This is a genomic window from Moorena sp. SIO3B2 (assembly GCF_010692525.1).
Lineage (GTDB): Bacteria > Cyanobacteriota > Cyanobacteriia > Cyanobacteriales > Coleofasciculaceae > Moorena > Moorena producens.
Map to the genome: position 1 here is coordinate 62,925 of NZ_JAAHHE010000003.1, position 15,777 is coordinate 78,701.

The 15,777-nt window shown below is 42.3% G+C and carries 14 protein-coding genes and 1 tRNA gene; 5 read left to right on the top strand and 10 right to left on the bottom strand.

Going from position 1 to position 15,777, the window contains the following annotated elements:
* Positions 1–100: 100 nt before the first annotated feature.
* The 3 genes from F6K38_RS01510 to F6K38_RS01520 form a co-directional block, all read right to left on the bottom strand.
* A tRNA-Asp gene (locus F6K38_RS01510) sits at positions 101–174 on the bottom strand.
* Positions 175–453: 279 nt separating this feature from the next.
* Positions 454–717 (bottom strand): hypothetical protein, encoded by a 264-nt coding sequence (locus tag F6K38_RS01515; RefSeq protein ID WP_071986763.1) that lies wholly within the window; start codon positions 715–717, stop codon positions 454–456.
* Positions 718–920: 203 nt separating this feature from the next.
* On the bottom strand, positions 921–2,477 hold the full coding sequence (locus F6K38_RS01520) for a TM0106 family RecB-like putative nuclease (protein WP_287355961.1): 1,557 nt from the start codon (positions 2,475–2,477) through the stop codon (positions 921–923).
* 728 nt (positions 2,478–3,205) lie between these two features.
* Here F6K38_RS01520 and psaK point away from each other — a divergent pair.
* Positions 3,206–3,475 carry a photosystem I reaction center subunit PsaK gene (psaK, locus tag F6K38_RS01525; RefSeq protein WP_044491752.1) on the top strand — a complete coding sequence of 90 codons (270 nt, stop codon included), beginning with the start codon at positions 3,206–3,208 and terminating at the stop codon, positions 3,473–3,475.
* 128 nt (positions 3,476–3,603) lie between these two features.
* Here the strand turns inward: psaK and F6K38_RS01530 are convergent, their stop codons facing one another.
* The 4 genes from F6K38_RS01530 to uvrA form a co-directional block, all read right to left on the bottom strand.
* Entirely contained in the window at positions 3,604–4,896 is a 1,293-nt protein-coding gene (locus F6K38_RS01530) for an FGGY-family carbohydrate kinase (RefSeq protein WP_287293312.1), read from the bottom strand.
* A gap of 110 nt (positions 4,897–5,006) precedes the next feature.
* Positions 5,007–5,345 (bottom strand): XisI protein, encoded by a 339-nt coding sequence (locus F6K38_RS01535; protein WP_008177547.1) that lies wholly within the window; start codon positions 5,343–5,345, stop codon positions 5,007–5,009.
* Positions 5,330–5,749 (bottom strand): element excision factor XisH family protein, encoded by a 420-nt coding sequence (locus tag F6K38_RS01540; RefSeq protein WP_008177549.1) that lies wholly within the window; start codon positions 5,747–5,749, stop codon positions 5,330–5,332. The genes F6K38_RS01535 and F6K38_RS01540 overlap by 16 nt, the downstream gene beginning before the upstream one ends.
* 108 nt (positions 5,750–5,857) lie before the next feature.
* Entirely contained in the window at positions 5,858–8,842 is a 2,985-nt protein-coding gene (uvrA, locus tag F6K38_RS01545) for an excinuclease ABC subunit UvrA (protein WP_287355946.1), read from the bottom strand.
* Between uvrA and F6K38_RS01550 the strand changes: the two genes are divergently transcribed.
* Together F6K38_RS01550 and F6K38_RS01555 are read left to right on the top strand one after the other, a co-directional pair.
* Positions 8,841–8,978, top strand: coding sequence for a hypothetical protein (locus F6K38_RS01550; protein ID WP_154659628.1), 138 nt, complete (start codon positions 8,841–8,843; stop codon positions 8,976–8,978). The two genes, uvrA and F6K38_RS01550, sit on opposite strands and share 2 nt — an antisense overlap.
* A gap of 257 nt (positions 8,979–9,235) precedes the next feature.
* On the top strand, positions 9,236–10,210 hold the full coding sequence (locus F6K38_RS01555) for a potassium channel family protein (protein ID WP_229414234.1): 975 nt from the start codon (positions 9,236–9,238) through the stop codon (positions 10,208–10,210).
* 352 nt (positions 10,211–10,562) lie between these two features.
* On the opposite strand, the gene F6K38_RS01560 is transcribed toward F6K38_RS01555, so the two are convergent.
* Entirely contained in the window at positions 10,563–10,712 is a 150-nt protein-coding gene (locus F6K38_RS01560) for a hypothetical protein (RefSeq protein WP_165691804.1), read from the bottom strand.
* 149 nt (positions 10,713–10,861) lie between these two features.
* Here F6K38_RS01560 and F6K38_RS01565 point away from each other — a divergent pair, with 149 nt between their 5' ends.
* Together F6K38_RS01565 and F6K38_RS01570 are read left to right on the top strand one after the other, a co-directional pair.
* Positions 10,862–11,524: a spondin domain-containing protein gene (locus F6K38_RS01565; RefSeq protein ID WP_287355948.1), complete on the top strand. Its 663-nt coding sequence runs from the start codon at positions 10,862–10,864 to the stop codon at positions 11,522–11,524.
* A gap of 69 nt (positions 11,525–11,593) precedes the next feature.
* Positions 11,594–12,205, top strand: coding sequence for a Uma2 family endonuclease (locus F6K38_RS01570; RefSeq protein ID WP_287265820.1), 612 nt, complete (start codon positions 11,594–11,596; stop codon positions 12,203–12,205).
* 193 nt (positions 12,206–12,398) lie between these two features.
* On the opposite strand, the gene F6K38_RS01575 is transcribed toward F6K38_RS01570, so the two are convergent.
* Both F6K38_RS01575 and F6K38_RS01580 read right to left on the bottom strand, forming a co-directional pair.
* A complete protein-coding gene (locus tag F6K38_RS01575) occupies positions 12,399–13,430 on the bottom strand; it encodes a hypothetical protein (protein ID WP_287265822.1) in 1,032 nt (343 codons plus the stop codon).
* A gap of 34 nt (positions 13,431–13,464) precedes the next feature.
* A complete protein-coding gene (locus F6K38_RS01580; protein ID WP_287265824.1) occupies positions 13,465–15,501 on the bottom strand; it encodes a pentapeptide repeat-containing protein in 2,037 nt (678 codons plus the stop codon).
* Between the last annotated feature and the right edge of the window lie 276 nt (positions 15,502–15,777).

Below are 15,777 nucleotides of genomic sequence, written 5' to 3' on the forward strand. Positions count from 1 at the left end.
TCTTTTCGTCTCTATTGTACCTGCAACAATCAACTACTCCGACTAGATCATCTTCAGGATCATCTTTAGGAGGAGTCGATAGTATCCTACATTTCTTCTACGGGACTGACGGGGCTCGAACCCGCAACTTCCGCCGTGACAGGGCGGTGCTCTAACCAATTGAACTACAGTCCCAATCTCTGAACCATTTACTATTGTTATCTATGACTGGTGTATTTGTCAAGGCTTTTTTTGAAAAAAACCGAAAAATACTTTGAGCAGTCACTTTAGAGCTCTGAGCTCTCAGCCGATTTGCCTTGAGCTTACCCTCGACCAATGACCGAAGGCTCAGTTTATGGCTGTGATCAGTATAACCTATCCCAGGGCTTAAGCAATAGGGTGCGTGAATCAAGCACCCTAGGGCTCACTATTTTTTTTTCAAGACCAAAAACCTTATTTACTACTATGGCAGAATCACCATTCTCTTTTGGTGTTGGAGACTTTTGAGATTAAGATTGCCTCTGAAGCTGTTCTGCTGAATGGATAAAATCGTTCCAGGCTAAGAATTAATAGGAGCATCAAAACCTGTACTGGCCAAGGTGCCATAGCAAAACCAAATATTAGACAGACAATGGTACTGCCTACTCCCAATAGGCGAGGGATTTCGTGAGAGACTCTCCAAGATATCAAGATGCTCCCTAGGGCAGTTACCAAAAGAATTAGAAAAAGTGGAAGCATATTAATCACCTCTTATCAAATAAATTTTAGACCTCAATAAATTCTAGACCTCTAAATTCTAGACCTCTTAAAATTCTAGAGAGGGCTCCCCTCCATCCAATGATGGCGAAAGCCCCCTTTAGATTTAATTTAGCATCTACCTATACATTGTGTGTGTCAGCTAGATTACAAAATCTAATAACTTAATAAATTGTTGCATAACTTCATGCTAAGTTTTGAAAGTTAATCGTATTGGGCAAAGTGTTGGGCAAAGTGTTGGACAAAGTGTTGGACAAAAAGTTGACTAGCCACTCCTTGAGGTGATATGTAGCGCGGCAGTCATCTTCATTGTAGCGCTGGATCATTTCGAGAATAGAGTGATTGCCTGTTTGTAACCACTGGTCATACAAACACACAGATTGGGAGCCAGTCATATCGGGGTCTCGCCACTCAAAGCCCAAGCATCTCGCCAAATTTTTCAGAGAATAACTCTCCACTGGCATGGTCACAGTATCAATAACTATTTGATGAACATCCACGAAACGATTTAGCAGGGGTTTAACTATCTGTCGTGGAGTTTGGTAAAGGGTTGCTAAGCGCTTGACCGTGTCAACTTCATACTTGGAAAAATGGAAGATTGGGGCATCTGGATAACGCTCAACTAAGTCTAAAAATTGTAGCCAGATGAATCCTTCTTGCCAAGAATGTTCTGCGAATAGGTTATGGAAAGTCTCTGTTTCAGTGCGTCGATCAATCACCAACACCCCTAGCAAATACTCCAGGGGCAAATCAGGCTGTGCTTCAATATCAAAATAAAGCTCAACAGATGCTGTCGGTAAAGAGTCTTGATTCGGGAGGTCTGCCGAGATTTTGGCATTACCATTCCCTCGCTCTAGTTGTTCGTATTCAAGTATACTAAAGTAATGTTTGGGATAAAGCAGCACCCGGTTTTGTACCTGAGATTGGGCTTGCTGCACCAACTGGAAAGCTACTGAGCTACCAAAGCTGGGCTCTAATTCAGTAATCGTAGACGTGGCTAAGGATTCGATTGTGGTTACTCCCAAAGCCTCCAAATCCCGATAGCGGCTGGGTGTTACTCCAGGCAATAGGGAAATGTGCTCCACAGATTTAGCGATCGCATAACAACTGTGATACCAACAGCAAAGACTACACCGCTGACGGGAAATGAACACCTCTGGTTCTTGTCGCTGCAATAGAGTCTCAATACATTCCGATAGCAGTTGTTCCATCAGTGGCACCCATCGTTCTATTACCACGGTGTAGCACTTTTGGTTACGCAAAATTAATGAGCCAGTGGTGGGCCAATGTCCTTGTACTGCTGCTAACAGCTGAGCACGAAAAGCAGTAAGGATTTTATACTCTGGCTTGGGTCGTTTGCTGAGCTTAATGGTGGTGGGAACATAGATCCAATCACCAAAATTAGAACGTCCCGGCTGTTTGACCAGCAAATCAGGAAAACATAGCAATGTCACCCCGTCACCAGTTGGCATCAACAGTACCCCTCCAGAAATGTACTCCGTCCCTTGTTGCATCAGTTTCAAGGTGGCCTGTGCAGCAGCGTGCCAATCTGTTCTGGGGTAGCGGGGTGAGTGGTGGGGCACAGTAGCCAGAATCTGTTGTTTATGGTCTCGGCTTTTCTGTTGCAGTTTCAGCAGAAAATCTGAGGGTGAGTCTTGCTCTGTGGGATCTCCATAAATGTCCAAAAAAGCTCGACGCCGACAGCGTTTGTAATCTAAAAGTATTGCGTCCGTCAGCAGCATAATTATAGTTTCAGGTGACATACTCCCACACTCACCTTGTCAGGTTGAGTGTGGGCTTCTTACCAACACCAGCCATCGCTATCGGCTTTCGCCGACGCGGGGCGCGTTCGGTTACTCGGTAAGCTTTATTAACGATACGGGATGCCCCTCCGCACCGGAACAATTAAAAAAAGTTCTTTTTTTTACTTAGCAGGTGGCGGTTAGCTCTTAATTTGTTTTCCCTACTATTTTCAGTATAACGTTTTTCAGGCTGTTTATCAGAGTTCCTGTCCGGGATTCATCCCACACTCATGGCGTAGCATTGAGGTGTGGGGCATAAGAGCGGAGGAAGCTAACCCCCCATGGCTAGTGATACTCGCCGCTAGGCGTAAGATATCACCAGCCATGCAGGATGAATTAATCCGGTCAACCCGGATTGATTGATCAATCCAGGGTTTATCCCGCTTTTATTAATTTATGTAAATTTACCGAAACATTGACTGAGCAACCAGGGATTACTTAACAATTATTTACATAAAGGCTTGATTTAATTTTACCGAATCCCACCGCCCAAAAGTCTAGTAATCACGGGCTTTCGCTCTCTAATCAAGGGTAATCAAAGCAAGACTGGCAACGGAATCGACTTTTCCAAAAAAATTAATTATGAGACCGTGCTGGTAAAATCTTTATAAAAGATTAAATCTTTAAGAGATCACTGTAAGAGTCTATCAAAAACAGGAGAACACAAATTGACTTACTCAATCTTGCTTGCTGCTGCATCTGCCGTTCCCAACACCCTGGAATGGAGCCCGACAGTCGGAATCATCATGATTGTCTGCAATGTCCTAGCGATTGCCTTCGGAAAAGCTACTATCCAGAATCCTAGCGCAGGTCCGGCATTGCCTATGCCTGAGTTCTTCGGTGGCATGGGTCTTCCCGCCCTACTGGCAACCACCAGCTTCGGTCACATCCTAGGACTAGGCACTATCTTAGGATTGGCTAACATGGGGATTATCTAGAGCTTAGGAGCTCTAGGGTATAGGGCGAACTGGGATAGTGATGATGGTCAGGTTGATCCAGGGCTGATAATTCACAGCAGATTCTCACCCAGTCACTCGGTCATGCAGTAATCCTAGACACAATTACCCTATACCCGATCTCCTAACAGGCATCCCTGCTTTGCTAATAGTGCTGTACCATAAGCAGCCGCTGTGTGAAGGGATGTCAACATCGGTACCATGAGCTGACGCTCTCGAATCCTTGTCCAGGTAGGATTTTTGGCACCACCACCAGCAGTATAGACACCGGTTAAGGGACTTGCTCCGAGCTGTTGCAACAAGCTATATCCCCTAGCTTCAATTCGCGCTATGCTTTCGAGCATTCCTTGGAGAAATTCCACGGAATTATCGGGTTTGGGTTCCAATCTTGGCCGGAGATCAGGGTCATTAATGGGAAAGCGATCGCCTGGTCTAAGTAAGGGATAATAATCCAAGGCACTTTCTTGCTCCGGGTCGATTTGAGAGCTGAGACTTTCTAATTCTCTGTCACTGAAAAAGTGGCGTAGTACTGCTCCACCCGTGTTGGATGCGCCACCGGTAAGCCATAAATTTCCCAATCGATGACTGTAAATCCCAAATTTGGCGTCTTCTAGAGGAGTGGTACTCAATAGTTTCAATACCACGGTAGACCCAAGGGAGGTTACCGCTTCACCTGGTTGTTTGGCACCACTAGCGATAAATGCGGCAATACTATCGGTGGTACCTGTACAGACTAGACAATCTGGTGATAATCCCAAGCCGTGAGCTACCTCAGGGGTTACAACTCCTACTGGTGTACCGGGAGCCAAGACGTTGGGTAGCATGGGTGACACCGGTAGCTGTTTGAGCCAGTCAGGATAGCAAAGATTTTCAGGATTATAACCGAGCTTTAAGGCATTGTGATAATCACTTATGCCTAGTTTTCCATGCAATAGAAAGGCTAACCAGTCCGCTTGATGGAGGAAGTATAGGGGATTAGTTTCAGCAGAGCTTTTGCTGATCAGATCTGTACAGTCATACCACCAGAGAAGTTTGGCAAGGCTGGAGGTAGCACTTAAAACGACATGGTTGGGAGGAGCAATGGTTCTAAGTTGTTCCATCACAGCTACTCCTCGTGGATCGTTGTAAAGGATGGGTGCATCTACAGGTTGACCGATGCGATCGCATAACAAAACTGTTGCGGAGGTGCCATTAATTGCGATCGCATTAATTTCACCCTTGATTGACTGGGGAATTTGCTCAATCAGGGAAAATAATACCTTCTCCCAGTGTGTTGCGGTATCGATGGTGATAGCTTGGATTGGAAAGGGATATTGAGTCTCGGCAAAGATAGTACCAACAGAGTCGATCACTACTGCCCGTGCGCCAGAAGTTCCGAAATCGATGCCTAGATAGACAGTCATTAGGGATTAGGGATTAGGGAATTTAGAATTTAGAATTTAGAATTTAGAATATTAGAATTTTGAATTTTACCTCATTCTACATTCTGCATTCTACATTCTGCATTCCACCTTTAGCCTACTGCAAAACCTGTATATTGTCTTACTTGAGGATGGCGGAAACCAAGTACAATATCGTTTGCGGGAATACCTGCTTCCAGTAAATCGGTAGCAATCCCCTCTTCCGTATCATCGTATTGAATCCAGATTTTGTCACCAATTAAATCTAGGTGAATGGGTGTAGCGTGTAGGTACTGGTCATCATTCCAACCTATGTCTAATACTAAATAGTGTCCTCGCTGATCATCGAAAAGCACTTTAGAGTCATAGCTGTCAGGTAGGGAAGCACGATACTCAGCGTGTTCCATTAATACTTTTTTGATGATGTCTTGGTAGTTTAATCTGGTATCCATTGAATCAGCGTTTCACTATCGTGATCAAAAACAATTAATTTAATAATTTGGTTCCTTAGCAATACCTTTCCCAATTCTATGGTAAACACGTTTTTAAAGGTCAGTCTAGAAACGGCAAGATAAAGACAGCGCTCTACACCCATTTCATCCAGGACTTGACGATACAGGATATACTGCCCTAAAGCCTGCTCTAAATCTTTTACATCAGACTTTCCTACAAAACTCTTGACTTCAACAACAATTTTTTGTATTCCTTTTTCAGCACTAATTAGACGTTCCGCACCAAGATCAGCAGATAAGCGTTTGTGGCCTATCTGTAGGGGAAATGGATCATGGGTAATTGTCCAGCCATCCTTTTGTAAGGCACGCTTAACCGTATTGTGGTATATGTCTCGCCTTGCCATCTCAATCTCTTCCCTCTAGCATCATCCTCAACTAGGATGGAAACTCAAATAGCGATCGCATCAGAAAAGCCATCCCTGAAACATGCCCTATAACTGACCCACTAAGCACTAAGCACTTAGCAGTCCTTCCTGTCGCGGGTACTCCTGCAAAACCTCCTTCAAATACTGCCCTGTATAGGAATTAGGATGCTCTGCTACCTCCTCTGGTGTTCCAGAGGCAATTACTTCTCCCCCTTTATCCCCACCTTCTGGTCCTAAGTCTATTACCCAATCAGCACAGCGAATCACATCTAAATTGTGTTCAATCACCAAAACAGAATTTCCTTTATCTACCAACCGCTGCAATACATTTAACAAGTGATGAACATCATAAAATGACAATCCTGTTGTCGGTTCATCGATTAAATACAATGTCTTTCCCGTTGCCCGACGTGACAATTCTGTTGCCAACTTCACCCGCTGTGCTTCTCCACCAGATAATGTCGGTGCTGGTTGCCCTAAGTGAATATATCCTAACCCCACATCTACTAAGGTTTGTAACCGAGATGCTGCTCTTGGAATATTCTTAAATACCTCCAACGCTTCTTCCACTGGCATATTTAAAATATCAGCAATGGAATATCCTTTATACTTCACTTGCAACGTTTCTCTATTATATCTCGCTCCCTTACAAACATCGCATTGTACATAGACATCGGGCAAAAAGTTCATCTCAATGATATTCACACCCTGTCCCGAACAAGCTTCGCAACGTCCCCCTTTAACATTAAACGAAAATTGCCCTGGCTTGTAACCTCTAGCTTTAGCTTCAATAGTTTTAGAAAATACCTCTCGAATGGTATCAAATACTCCTGTATAGGTAGCAGTATTAGACCGAGGAGTGCGACCAATGGGAGATTGATCGATTACGATTGCTTTATTAATAGCGTTGAGTCCCTCAACTTGACCCAATTCTTTGGGAAAGGGTACTTTACGAGTCAGATGATGTTGTAATGCTGGGTAAAGTAATTCGTTTACTAACGTAGATTTACCAGAACCAGATACACCTGTAATGCTGACTAATTTCCCTAGTGGTATCTCTACTTCAATGTGTTTGAGATTGTTACGATGAGCATTTTTAATCACAAATGAACGACCATTTCCCTCTCGACGTTGACTAGGAGTTTCAATTACTTGGCGTTTTGATAAATACGCTCCCGTCAGGGAATTTTCACTTTTTATTATAGTTTCTAAATCCCCTTGAGCAACAATTTCTCCCCCATGAATTCCAGCTTTCGGACCAATATCGACAATATGATCGGCAGTGCGAATGGTTTCTTCATCATGTTCTACAACAATCAAGGTATTCCCCAAATCTCGCAATTTGATCAGGGTAGTGAGTAACCGTCCATTATCTCTTTGGTGCAATCCAATACTCGGTTCATCTAATACATACAAAACTCCAGTCAAGCCTGCTCCAATCTGAGTCGCTAGGCGAATCCGTTGAGCTTCTCCACCAGAAAGGGTCATGGCTGGACGGTCAAGGGTAAGATAATCTAATCCTACATCAAGCAGAAATTGTAATCGGGCTTTAATTTCTTTGAGGGCAAGGTCACCAATTTGAGCTTGGCGGGGGGAGAGTTGTAAGTTATCAATCCGTTGACGACATTGGCGAATTGAGACACTAGTTAAATCATCAATATGATATTGTCCTAACCGCACCGATAGTGCTTCTGGTTTGAGCCGTTTACCATGACACTCTGGACAGGGTTGATAAATTAAATACTGCTCTAGTTTGTGTTTTGATGCTTCAGAGCTAGTGTCTTTGTACTGTTTTTCGAGGATCGGGATAATGCCAGCATAGCGCTTGTAGTACCCTTTTTCTTTGCCATAAGCAGAATTATTTTGAATGTAGATTTTTTCGTCGGTGCCGTAGAGCAGGATGTCTTGTTGTTCAGAGGTTAGCTGATTCCAGGGAGTTTGGATTTCAAAACCATAGGCTTGTCCTACGCTATAGAGTAGGGAGATGTAGTAGGTGTTGTCTTTTTCTGACCAGGGGGCAATAGCACTATATAAGGGTTGAGTAGGGTCAGGTACTACTAGTTCTGGAGAAAAGGTTTGTAAATTACCGATACCGTGACAAAATGGACAAGCGCCGTAGGGGGAGTTAAAGGAAAATAATCGGGGAGATAATTCTTCCATTACTGCCCCATGTTCTGGGCAAGCAAAGTTTTCTGAAAAGACGATTTCTTGGGGAAGGTCTTGGTCAGATGAACTACCCTTTTTGCGAGCCGTACGTTTATAATTATGATCAGATTTGACCTCTGCTGGCTGTGCTGATGTATTATCTAAAACTTGGATAACTGCAATTCCAGTAGAACGTTTTAGGCAAGTAGCAAGGGAATCGGTAATCCGTTCTTGAATACTAGGCTTTTTGATGAGACGGTCAACCACCACTTCAATGTTGTGGGTATAATTTTTATCCAATTCGATGGTATCGGAGAGGTCAAAGGTTTCACCATCGACTCTGACTCGCACAAATCCTTCGGTGGCTAAGCTGGATAATAGTTTCTTGTGAGTGCCTTTTTTGCCTCGGATAACGGGAGCCAGGATATGGAAGCGAGTCCGGTCAGGGAGTTCCATAATGCGATCGCACATCTGGTCGATGGTCTGGGGAGCAATATTGCGATCGCATCGGGGACAATAGGGTTCACCAGCCCTTCCAAACAGTAATCGCAGGTAATCGTAAATCTCTGTAACTGTACCAACGGTGGAACGGGGGTTATGGGATGTAGATTTCTGGTCAATGGAGATAGCGGGGCTTAAGCCTTCGATGGCATCCACATCCGGTTTATCCAGTTGTCCCAGGAATTGACGAGCATAGGCACTAAGGGATTCTACATAACGGCGTTGTCCTTCCGCAAAGATAGTGTCGAATGCCAGGGAGGATTTGCCGGAACCGGAAACACCAGTAAAGACAATAATGCGATCGCGTGGCAGTTCCAGATCAATATTTTTCAGGTTATGCTGTCTAGCCCCCCGAATCCGAATGGTGTTTTGAGCAGAGTTAGGGGTGTGGTCTTGGGTGTGGTTGGGGTTAGAGGATTTTGGCATGACCGACAGCGGCTTTAAACTCCTTAACAATAGTAGCGCTATCCGTTCCTATAGTAATGTTAAACCTAAGCATTCAGACCTTTGCCGAACGCCCTCTAGCTTTCAGCTTGAGCGATCGCAGATTGAAATTGTATAGTTTTTGTATAGTTTTCAGTAAACTTGAAACACTCCAAACCCCACTCCCGAGCTCCTGAGCCCCCCTGCACCCTTGCCGATTCAATCTATAAATTAGATGCACCCGCAGCTTAGCCATTACCCGAGAATAGATCCCCGTGAAGGGATATTATAGTTACTTAAACCGACATGATCTAACCATTACCTCTAAGTCAAATGATCTTACTATGGAATCGAAAATTCTGGAATTTTTTGCGCAGTGAAAACCTTGATAAAGTAATGATTATTATTATTATAATTATTACTATTAACACCATCACTATATCATGGCTGGAACCAGATATCTCAAAAGCAGATGCTTTCTGGTGGAGCATCGTCACCCTAACAACTGTTGGCTATGGTGATATCACACCTGTCACAGTTGGTGGTCGCTTTATTGCTATTCTCGATATGTTTGTGGGGATTGGATTCTTAGCCATCTTCACCGCTACCCTCGCTGGTATTTTTGTCGATCAAAAAATTAAAAATGATCTAGGTATGGGGTCTTATAAATTTAACAATCACTTGATTATTTCCGAATGGAATTCTAGAGCACAATTTATTATAAATGAGTTGCGAAAGTTTCCTAAAACTCAAGATGATAAAATTATTTTAATTGCCAATATAGACCGGAAGCCTATCGAAGACAATAATTTGTTTTTTATTAAGGGCAACGTATGTGATGAAACCTTGAATCGAGCCAACTTGATCCAGGCTAGAACTGTTATAATTTTAGGGGATGACAGCATAGATGAAACAGCTCGCGACGCCAAAGTTATACTATCTACCCTGACAGTAGAAAGTATTAATCCCAACGCTTACACAGTTGTGGAGCTGGTAGATGAAACTCATGTTAAATCCTGTCAGCGGGCTAAGGTTGACGAAATAATCGTTAGCAGTGAGTTAAGTAGCATGCTCATTTCCCAAGCTGCTCTTAACCATGGAATTACCAAAGTTGTCTCTGAAATATTAAGTACTCAAAGTGGCAACAAGCTTTATAAAATTGCGATACCTGAATCTCGGGTGGGTAGTTCCTTTATGGAAGTATTTACGTATATGAAGCAAGCCTATCAAAGTATTGTCCTAGCAGTACAAAAAGGAATTGAAGGAGATGTTATCTCCAATCCACCGACAGATTATAAACTTGAGAATGGTGACTATTTAATTGTCGTTGCTCAAGATGAACCACGACCGCTACAGAAATCTTCAACGTAAGTGTGATATGTCACCTGTAATGTGTTAATTAACCATTGTAAATGGTTAATTTTAAATGGTTAATTTTAATTAAATTAACGAACACCCTTCCAGCATAAGTAGTCAACCCTAGATAATATCACGTCATGAGACAAGGCTGAGAGAGGCGGAAAATTATCAGTAAATTATCAGCAAATTTTCAGCCTCTATTCAGCAACAATTAAACCAAGAAACCAATAATTCTAGTCAAGCTACTAACCTAGGATTAACCACTTGATACGGTGCCAGCAAAATCAGTTTTGAACACTAAGTTTTGAACACTTAGCTGATTAACTCTACGGTAAGCATTCAGCTATCAGCCGTCAGTCGTCAGCTAATCAACGGTCGGTAGTAAACAAGCTGGGGCTGCTGATACGGCTGCTTGAAAATCCCTGCTTGTTTTACTCATCCAACCCCGAGCAGTTAAAGCATCTAATAGCTGTTCGCGTAGCGTGGCCATTCGCGTAGCGTGGCCAACGGCCAAGGCCTTTAGCTGTTCGCGTAGCGTGCGCGTAGCGCATTAGCTGATAGCTGAATACTTACACTCTACGGATAATGATGTAGCTGTATAGATAGTTGAGCAACACACTCATTGACAAATCTACCATATTGATCTCATTGATCAGAATCACCATGAAGCATTCAATTATTAAATCACTCAAAATCGTGACCATGGTTACGGTAACCTCTACACTAGCCATGGCATCTAGGGCAACAGCAGCCACCCTTAAGGTGACAATTGAAAGCCTGGCACCGGAAAACGGCACGTTATTGACTCCAGTCTGGGTTGGTTTTCATAATGGTTTGTTTGATATTTATGATCGGGGTGAGGCAGCTTCACCAGGACTTGAGCGGATTGCAGAGGATGGCAATGCAGCAGTGCTTAGTCAAGAGTTTTTTGCTAGTGGTGCGGGTTCAGTTGATGGGGTAATTCCTGGTCCAAATGGTCCAGTTGCTTCTGGGGATATTGCCCAAGCCACATTTACTGTAGATTCTACTAGCCGTTACTTCAGCTACGCAGCAATGATTCTTCCCAGTAATGATGCTTTCATTGCTAATGGCAACCCCTTGGCTTTTGAGATTTTTGATGAAGAAGGTAATTTCACTGGAGCTGACTTTACCGTTCTCGGTTCTCAAGTTCTGGATGCAGGTACGGAAGTTAACGACGAGCAGCAGACGACTACTGCCTTCTTCGGTCAAACTATTCCTGATACCGGTACACCAGAAAACGGAGTTGTCACCCTGCATCCAGGTTTTATCCCAGGTGCCTGTTTTATTCAAAAGCACCTCAAGTAGCGCATAAGCTGATAGCTTACATTTTAGTTAGGTGTTGATAACAGTAAGGTTTTAGTAGGAGACCGCTCTATGATTTTATCAGCAACCACAACCGGTATCAGTCCAGAAGAATTTATTGCTCAGTATGGAGATGATGAACGCTACGAACTCATTGATGGAGAGCTAATTGAGATGGAACCAACTGGCCCCCACGAGCAAGTAGTTGCGTTGATTAGCCGAAAGCTTAACGTAGAAATAGATCGTTTAGATGTACCTTATTTTATCCCACACCGTTGCTTAATTCAGCCCTTGGGAACCTTCAACGCTTTCAGACCAGATCTTGTTGTCCTTGATGAGGGAGAATTGGTAAACGAACCACTTTGGGCAAGGGAACCAGTGATAACTCTGGGTACTACAGTAAAACTTGTGGTTGAAGTCGTTAGTACAAATTGGCAGAATGATTATGCTCGTAAGTATGAAGATTACGAAGCTTTGGGGATTCCAGAATACTGGATTGTGGATTATCTCGGTATTGGCGGAAAATACTTTATTGGTAGCCCCAAGCAACCGACGGTAACGGTCTGTTGTTTGGTAAATGATCAATATCAGAACGTAATGTTTCGTAGAGGGGATTGTCTCAAATCTTATCTTTTTCCTAACCTTAAGTTATCTACAGACAAATTATTTATAGGGCTGCGCTGAGGCAAGGGGGAAGGATCTCTAGTTTGATCCAGTGGTGCGTTACGGGCCGGGCTATCTCAACCGATGTCAACAGGGGGAAAATCAAGGGGAGCCCGTCTTATCACGCACCCTACGCCACTGTTCCCTAAAACCCTAAAATTTGTACCTCACCTAATTAAAAACCGCTATAACCTATTTGTAAATTAGATAATTTCTATTTTTCCGGAATAACCGGCAAATTACGTAATTCAGTATTGAGTTTACCTTTGTAATAAGAACTCTCTAAATAGGATGTAAATTGCAGGATATCTATCTGGTTTAATTCTAGTGGAACTCCATCAAAATCAATAATGGCTTCTATCGGTACATCCTTAATCAAGCTATTTTTTACATAACCTATGCGATTACTACTGTATGTACCAAATTCAACTTTTGTGGCTACATATTCTTTACCTTGATCCAATAGTCTACTTCTTTGAGAAGAAGTGCGATTGGAATATAAACGCAACTGAACATTTTCTTTAGTGCTTGTAATTAATATAGCACAACTTATGGATTGAGTACTTGAATTTACATTTAAGGATTTTTGGCAATTTTTAAATTTATATATAATACCTTCAAGTTTAACTGATTTTGCTGGATTTTGAGTAAGTATAGTGGTTGCGACTGTCGGAGTTGGTGAAATTACTGGAGAAGGAACAACAAGAGGTTGAACGTTTTCGATTTTAGCATTTAGTTCTTGATTTATTTTCTCTAGTTTATCATTTTCGATTTCTAGTTTTTTTAGTTCATTTTGTAGATTATTGACTTGTATATTAAAATCACTATTATTGCTTGTTATTCCTACTAATTCCGGAAAATTAGCCACAATAAATTCTCGGATTTTATACCCTCCAAATGTAAATAATGGTGCTGTCAAAATGATTAGTATTAAGGCAAAATTAAAATAGTTTTTCCATGTCTTGATTTTCGATTCTCTATCCATTGGTTCACACACCTCATAAATATCACTTTCAAGAAGTAGATCAGATAGTTCTAAGTCCCTTAAACTATCCATCACCGCTGTAATGGGGATTCTTCCATGCAGCTCATTTTTACGTTTGGAAAGCCGTTTTACTAATTCTTCTAATTGCTCTTGGGTTAAGCTATTATTTTTGGTAATTCTTCCGTCCAGCTTATCTTTCCGTTTGGAAAGCAGTTGTATTAATTCTTGGCATTGCTCTTGGGTTAAGGTATTTTTGCTCATCTGCTTTATTGACCTTATATTTAGTTTTTTATAGCTAAGCCTCTATCCATCCCTCAATCATAGCCATCAAAATGTTAACTAAGGGATGGTCTATGGCTTCCTTTAAAGCTTCTACTCCTCCTGATTTAAGAGCATTGATAACCTTAGCTTTGAGGGTAGGGTTATTCTTTATTTCCTCAGCAGCCCTCGCTACAACTGTTAACTTCTCAATCTCAGTACTAGTGGGATTACTCTGAGATAGTTGCTCCAGAAGTTGCTGGATTTCTGCTGCTGCTTCCGTTAGATTTTTGTCAGGTGCTTCGTAGTTATTTTGCTTAGCATTGCTTTCCTGACTACTAACATATTCACCTTTTTCGACATAGTTAGCACCAATGTTAAACTTGGCATTAGACTGATTACGCATGTCAATATTATCAATTCTAGTAGTTTCTTTATCTGCCATTGTTTTAACAATTCCTAGTAATTCAGTATTTTCTTCACGTTTATCTTTGATTTCTTGACGTTTATCTTTGATTTGTTCATATAAAAACTTTATCTCTATATCTTTAGCCTCTAACATTGGCTTGTATTTTGCCCAAAATTTTCGCTCGTATTCAGCTTCATCAACTTTGTCAGGGACTTTGACACGAATAACAAAAGCACCGTCACCTTTATTTTCCATTGTCTGTATGACTGGTAGCTCTTCTGTATGGCTTGTATCGCTTTCCACTCGAAGCTCCTGAAAAGTTTTCAGAAAAGTCTGCCAGTCGATACCATCTTTAAAAATTAAATCAACAGTATTAGGAATTTTATGAGCTAATTTAGCAAATTCCCCTGGTTCAAAGTTTCTCTCTTGGTCAGCAGGACGACGTTTAGGGTCTGGATCATTTTTACTAGGTAGTTTCAGGAAAATATAATCGCAATCAATTTCAAGTAGTTTAGTAGTATTGCTGATTCCCCAATCTTCGATATACGCTCCCGTTAAGGTGGCTCCGGTTAAATCTGCTCCTTCTAGTAACGTTTGAACTAACTTAGCTCTGGATAAATTAGCATTTTCTAAGTTAGCTCGGTTTAAGTCTGTTCCAATGAAGCTAGCATCTTGTAGATTAGCTCCCTTTAAATTAATACCTCTTAAGTCGAGGCCATCCCAGTTTTTATCTTGTCCCTCTCCAGTTATCAGCAATTGTCTAACTTTTTGATCTTGAAGGTAGCTTGTTCCTAGTCTAGCTCGGTCAAGCTTAGCAGTATTTTGCCAACACGTACGAGTGAGAGTAGCCTTTGTTAAATCTGTACTTTTGAGGATGGCTCCCGTAAAATCGGCATCGGTTAGGTCCGCATTGTAAAAACTGGTACCTTTTATAGCAGCCAAATCAATAGCAATACTCAGAATCGAGGCATCTCGGGGATCCCCTTTTAGAGCACGCCAGCCCAGATAAGTACCAAGTAAACCTACAGCTACAGCTACAGCTAAGGCTCCGGCTCCGGCTAAGGCTCCGGCTAAAAGTACGGCTACCTGAAAGGTTACGGCTCCGGCTACGTCTCCGGCTACGGCTCTGGCTCCGGCTACGGCTCCGGCGAAGAGTATGGCTCCGGCGAAAACTACGACTACGGCTAAGGCTAGGGCTCCGGCTAAGTCTTCGGCTCCGGTTAAGGCTCCGGCTCCGGCGAAGATTCCGGCTAAGGCTAAGGCTACGGCTAAGGATCCTCGGATACCTTGACGAATGATAATAGCAAATAAGACAATTATTACAAATAAAATCATCCAACTGTAACCTTGCTCTGCCACGTCGTTAGAGCTAAATATTGGCTCTACTAATTCCCCACCAAATACGCTGGTAATTCCTGATACTCCTGAGATTACCCATGAAAGCAATAGAAGAACAATTACCCACCGTTTTTGTAATCCGGCCTTCGCCTTACAGAACTGAGTTTCCCTTAAAATAGCATTCTTAAAATTAGCCCCTCTAATATCAGCTTCACTAAAATCTGCACCTGAAAGGTCTTCCCCCTGGAATGACTCACCTCTAAGATTTTTCCTACGGAAATCCCTTTCTCCTGCTGTATATAGTCTCAGAACTTCTTTAGCTTTCATCAGCGATCATCATATATACGAAAGGGAACAGGGAGTAAGGAGTAGGGAACAAAAATTATCACAATTCATTTGATGTTGAAGTGAATGTTGCATCGCTTCTTAGTACAGATTACAGTCAATAAATCAGGATTCCGGAAATATTTACGTGTGAATAAATAAGCTATGGCACATAGGCTCCCTCACAACCCTGCTACCGTCCTGCCCTTGCAATCAGCTTTGCTGCGCTAAAAGCGATTGCATCTATACTAGGGAAGTTTAGTTTTAGTAAAAAACTAC

Excerpts from the sequence above, each read along its gene's own strand:
- F6K38_RS01535 (WP_008177547.1), bottom strand. The coding sequence starts at position 5,345 with ATGGATACCAGATTAAACTACCAAGACATCATCAAAAAAGTATTAATG.
- F6K38_RS01580 (WP_287265824.1), bottom strand. The coding sequence starts at position 15,501 with ATGAAAGCTAAAGAAGTTCTGAGACTATATACAGCAGGAGAAAGGGAT.
- F6K38_RS01550 (WP_154659628.1), top strand. The coding sequence starts at position 8,841 with ATGACCGACAGCGGCTTTAAACTCCTTAACAATAGTAGCGCTATCCGT.
- F6K38_RS01555 (WP_229414234.1), top strand. The coding sequence starts at position 9,236 with ATGATTATTATTATTATAATTATTACTATTAACACCATCACTATATCA.
- F6K38_RS01530 (WP_287293312.1), bottom strand. The coding sequence starts at position 4,896 with ATGACTGTCTATCTAGGCATCGATTTCGGAACTTCTGGCGCACGGGCA.
- F6K38_RS01575 (WP_287265822.1), bottom strand. The coding sequence starts at position 13,430 with ATGAGCAAAAATACCTTAACCCAAGAGCAATGCCAAGAATTAATACAA.
- F6K38_RS01520 (WP_287355961.1), bottom strand. The coding sequence starts at position 2,477 with ATGCTGCTGACGGACGCAATACTTTTAGATTACAAACGCTGTCGGCGT.
- uvrA (WP_287355946.1), bottom strand. The coding sequence starts at position 8,842 with ATGCCAAAATCCTCTAACCCCAACCACACCCAAGACCACACCCCTAAC.
- F6K38_RS01570 (WP_287265820.1), top strand. The coding sequence starts at position 11,594 with ATGATTTTATCAGCAACCACAACCGGTATCAGTCCAGAAGAATTTATT.
- F6K38_RS01540 (WP_008177549.1), bottom strand. The coding sequence starts at position 5,749 with ATGGCAAGGCGAGACATATACCACAATACGGTTAAGCGTGCCTTACAA.
- F6K38_RS01515 (WP_071986763.1), bottom strand. The coding sequence starts at position 717 with ATGCTTCCACTTTTTCTAATTCTTTTGGTAACTGCCCTAGGGAGCATC.
- F6K38_RS01565 (WP_287355948.1), top strand. The coding sequence starts at position 10,862 with ATGAAGCATTCAATTATTAAATCACTCAAAATCGTGACCATGGTTACG.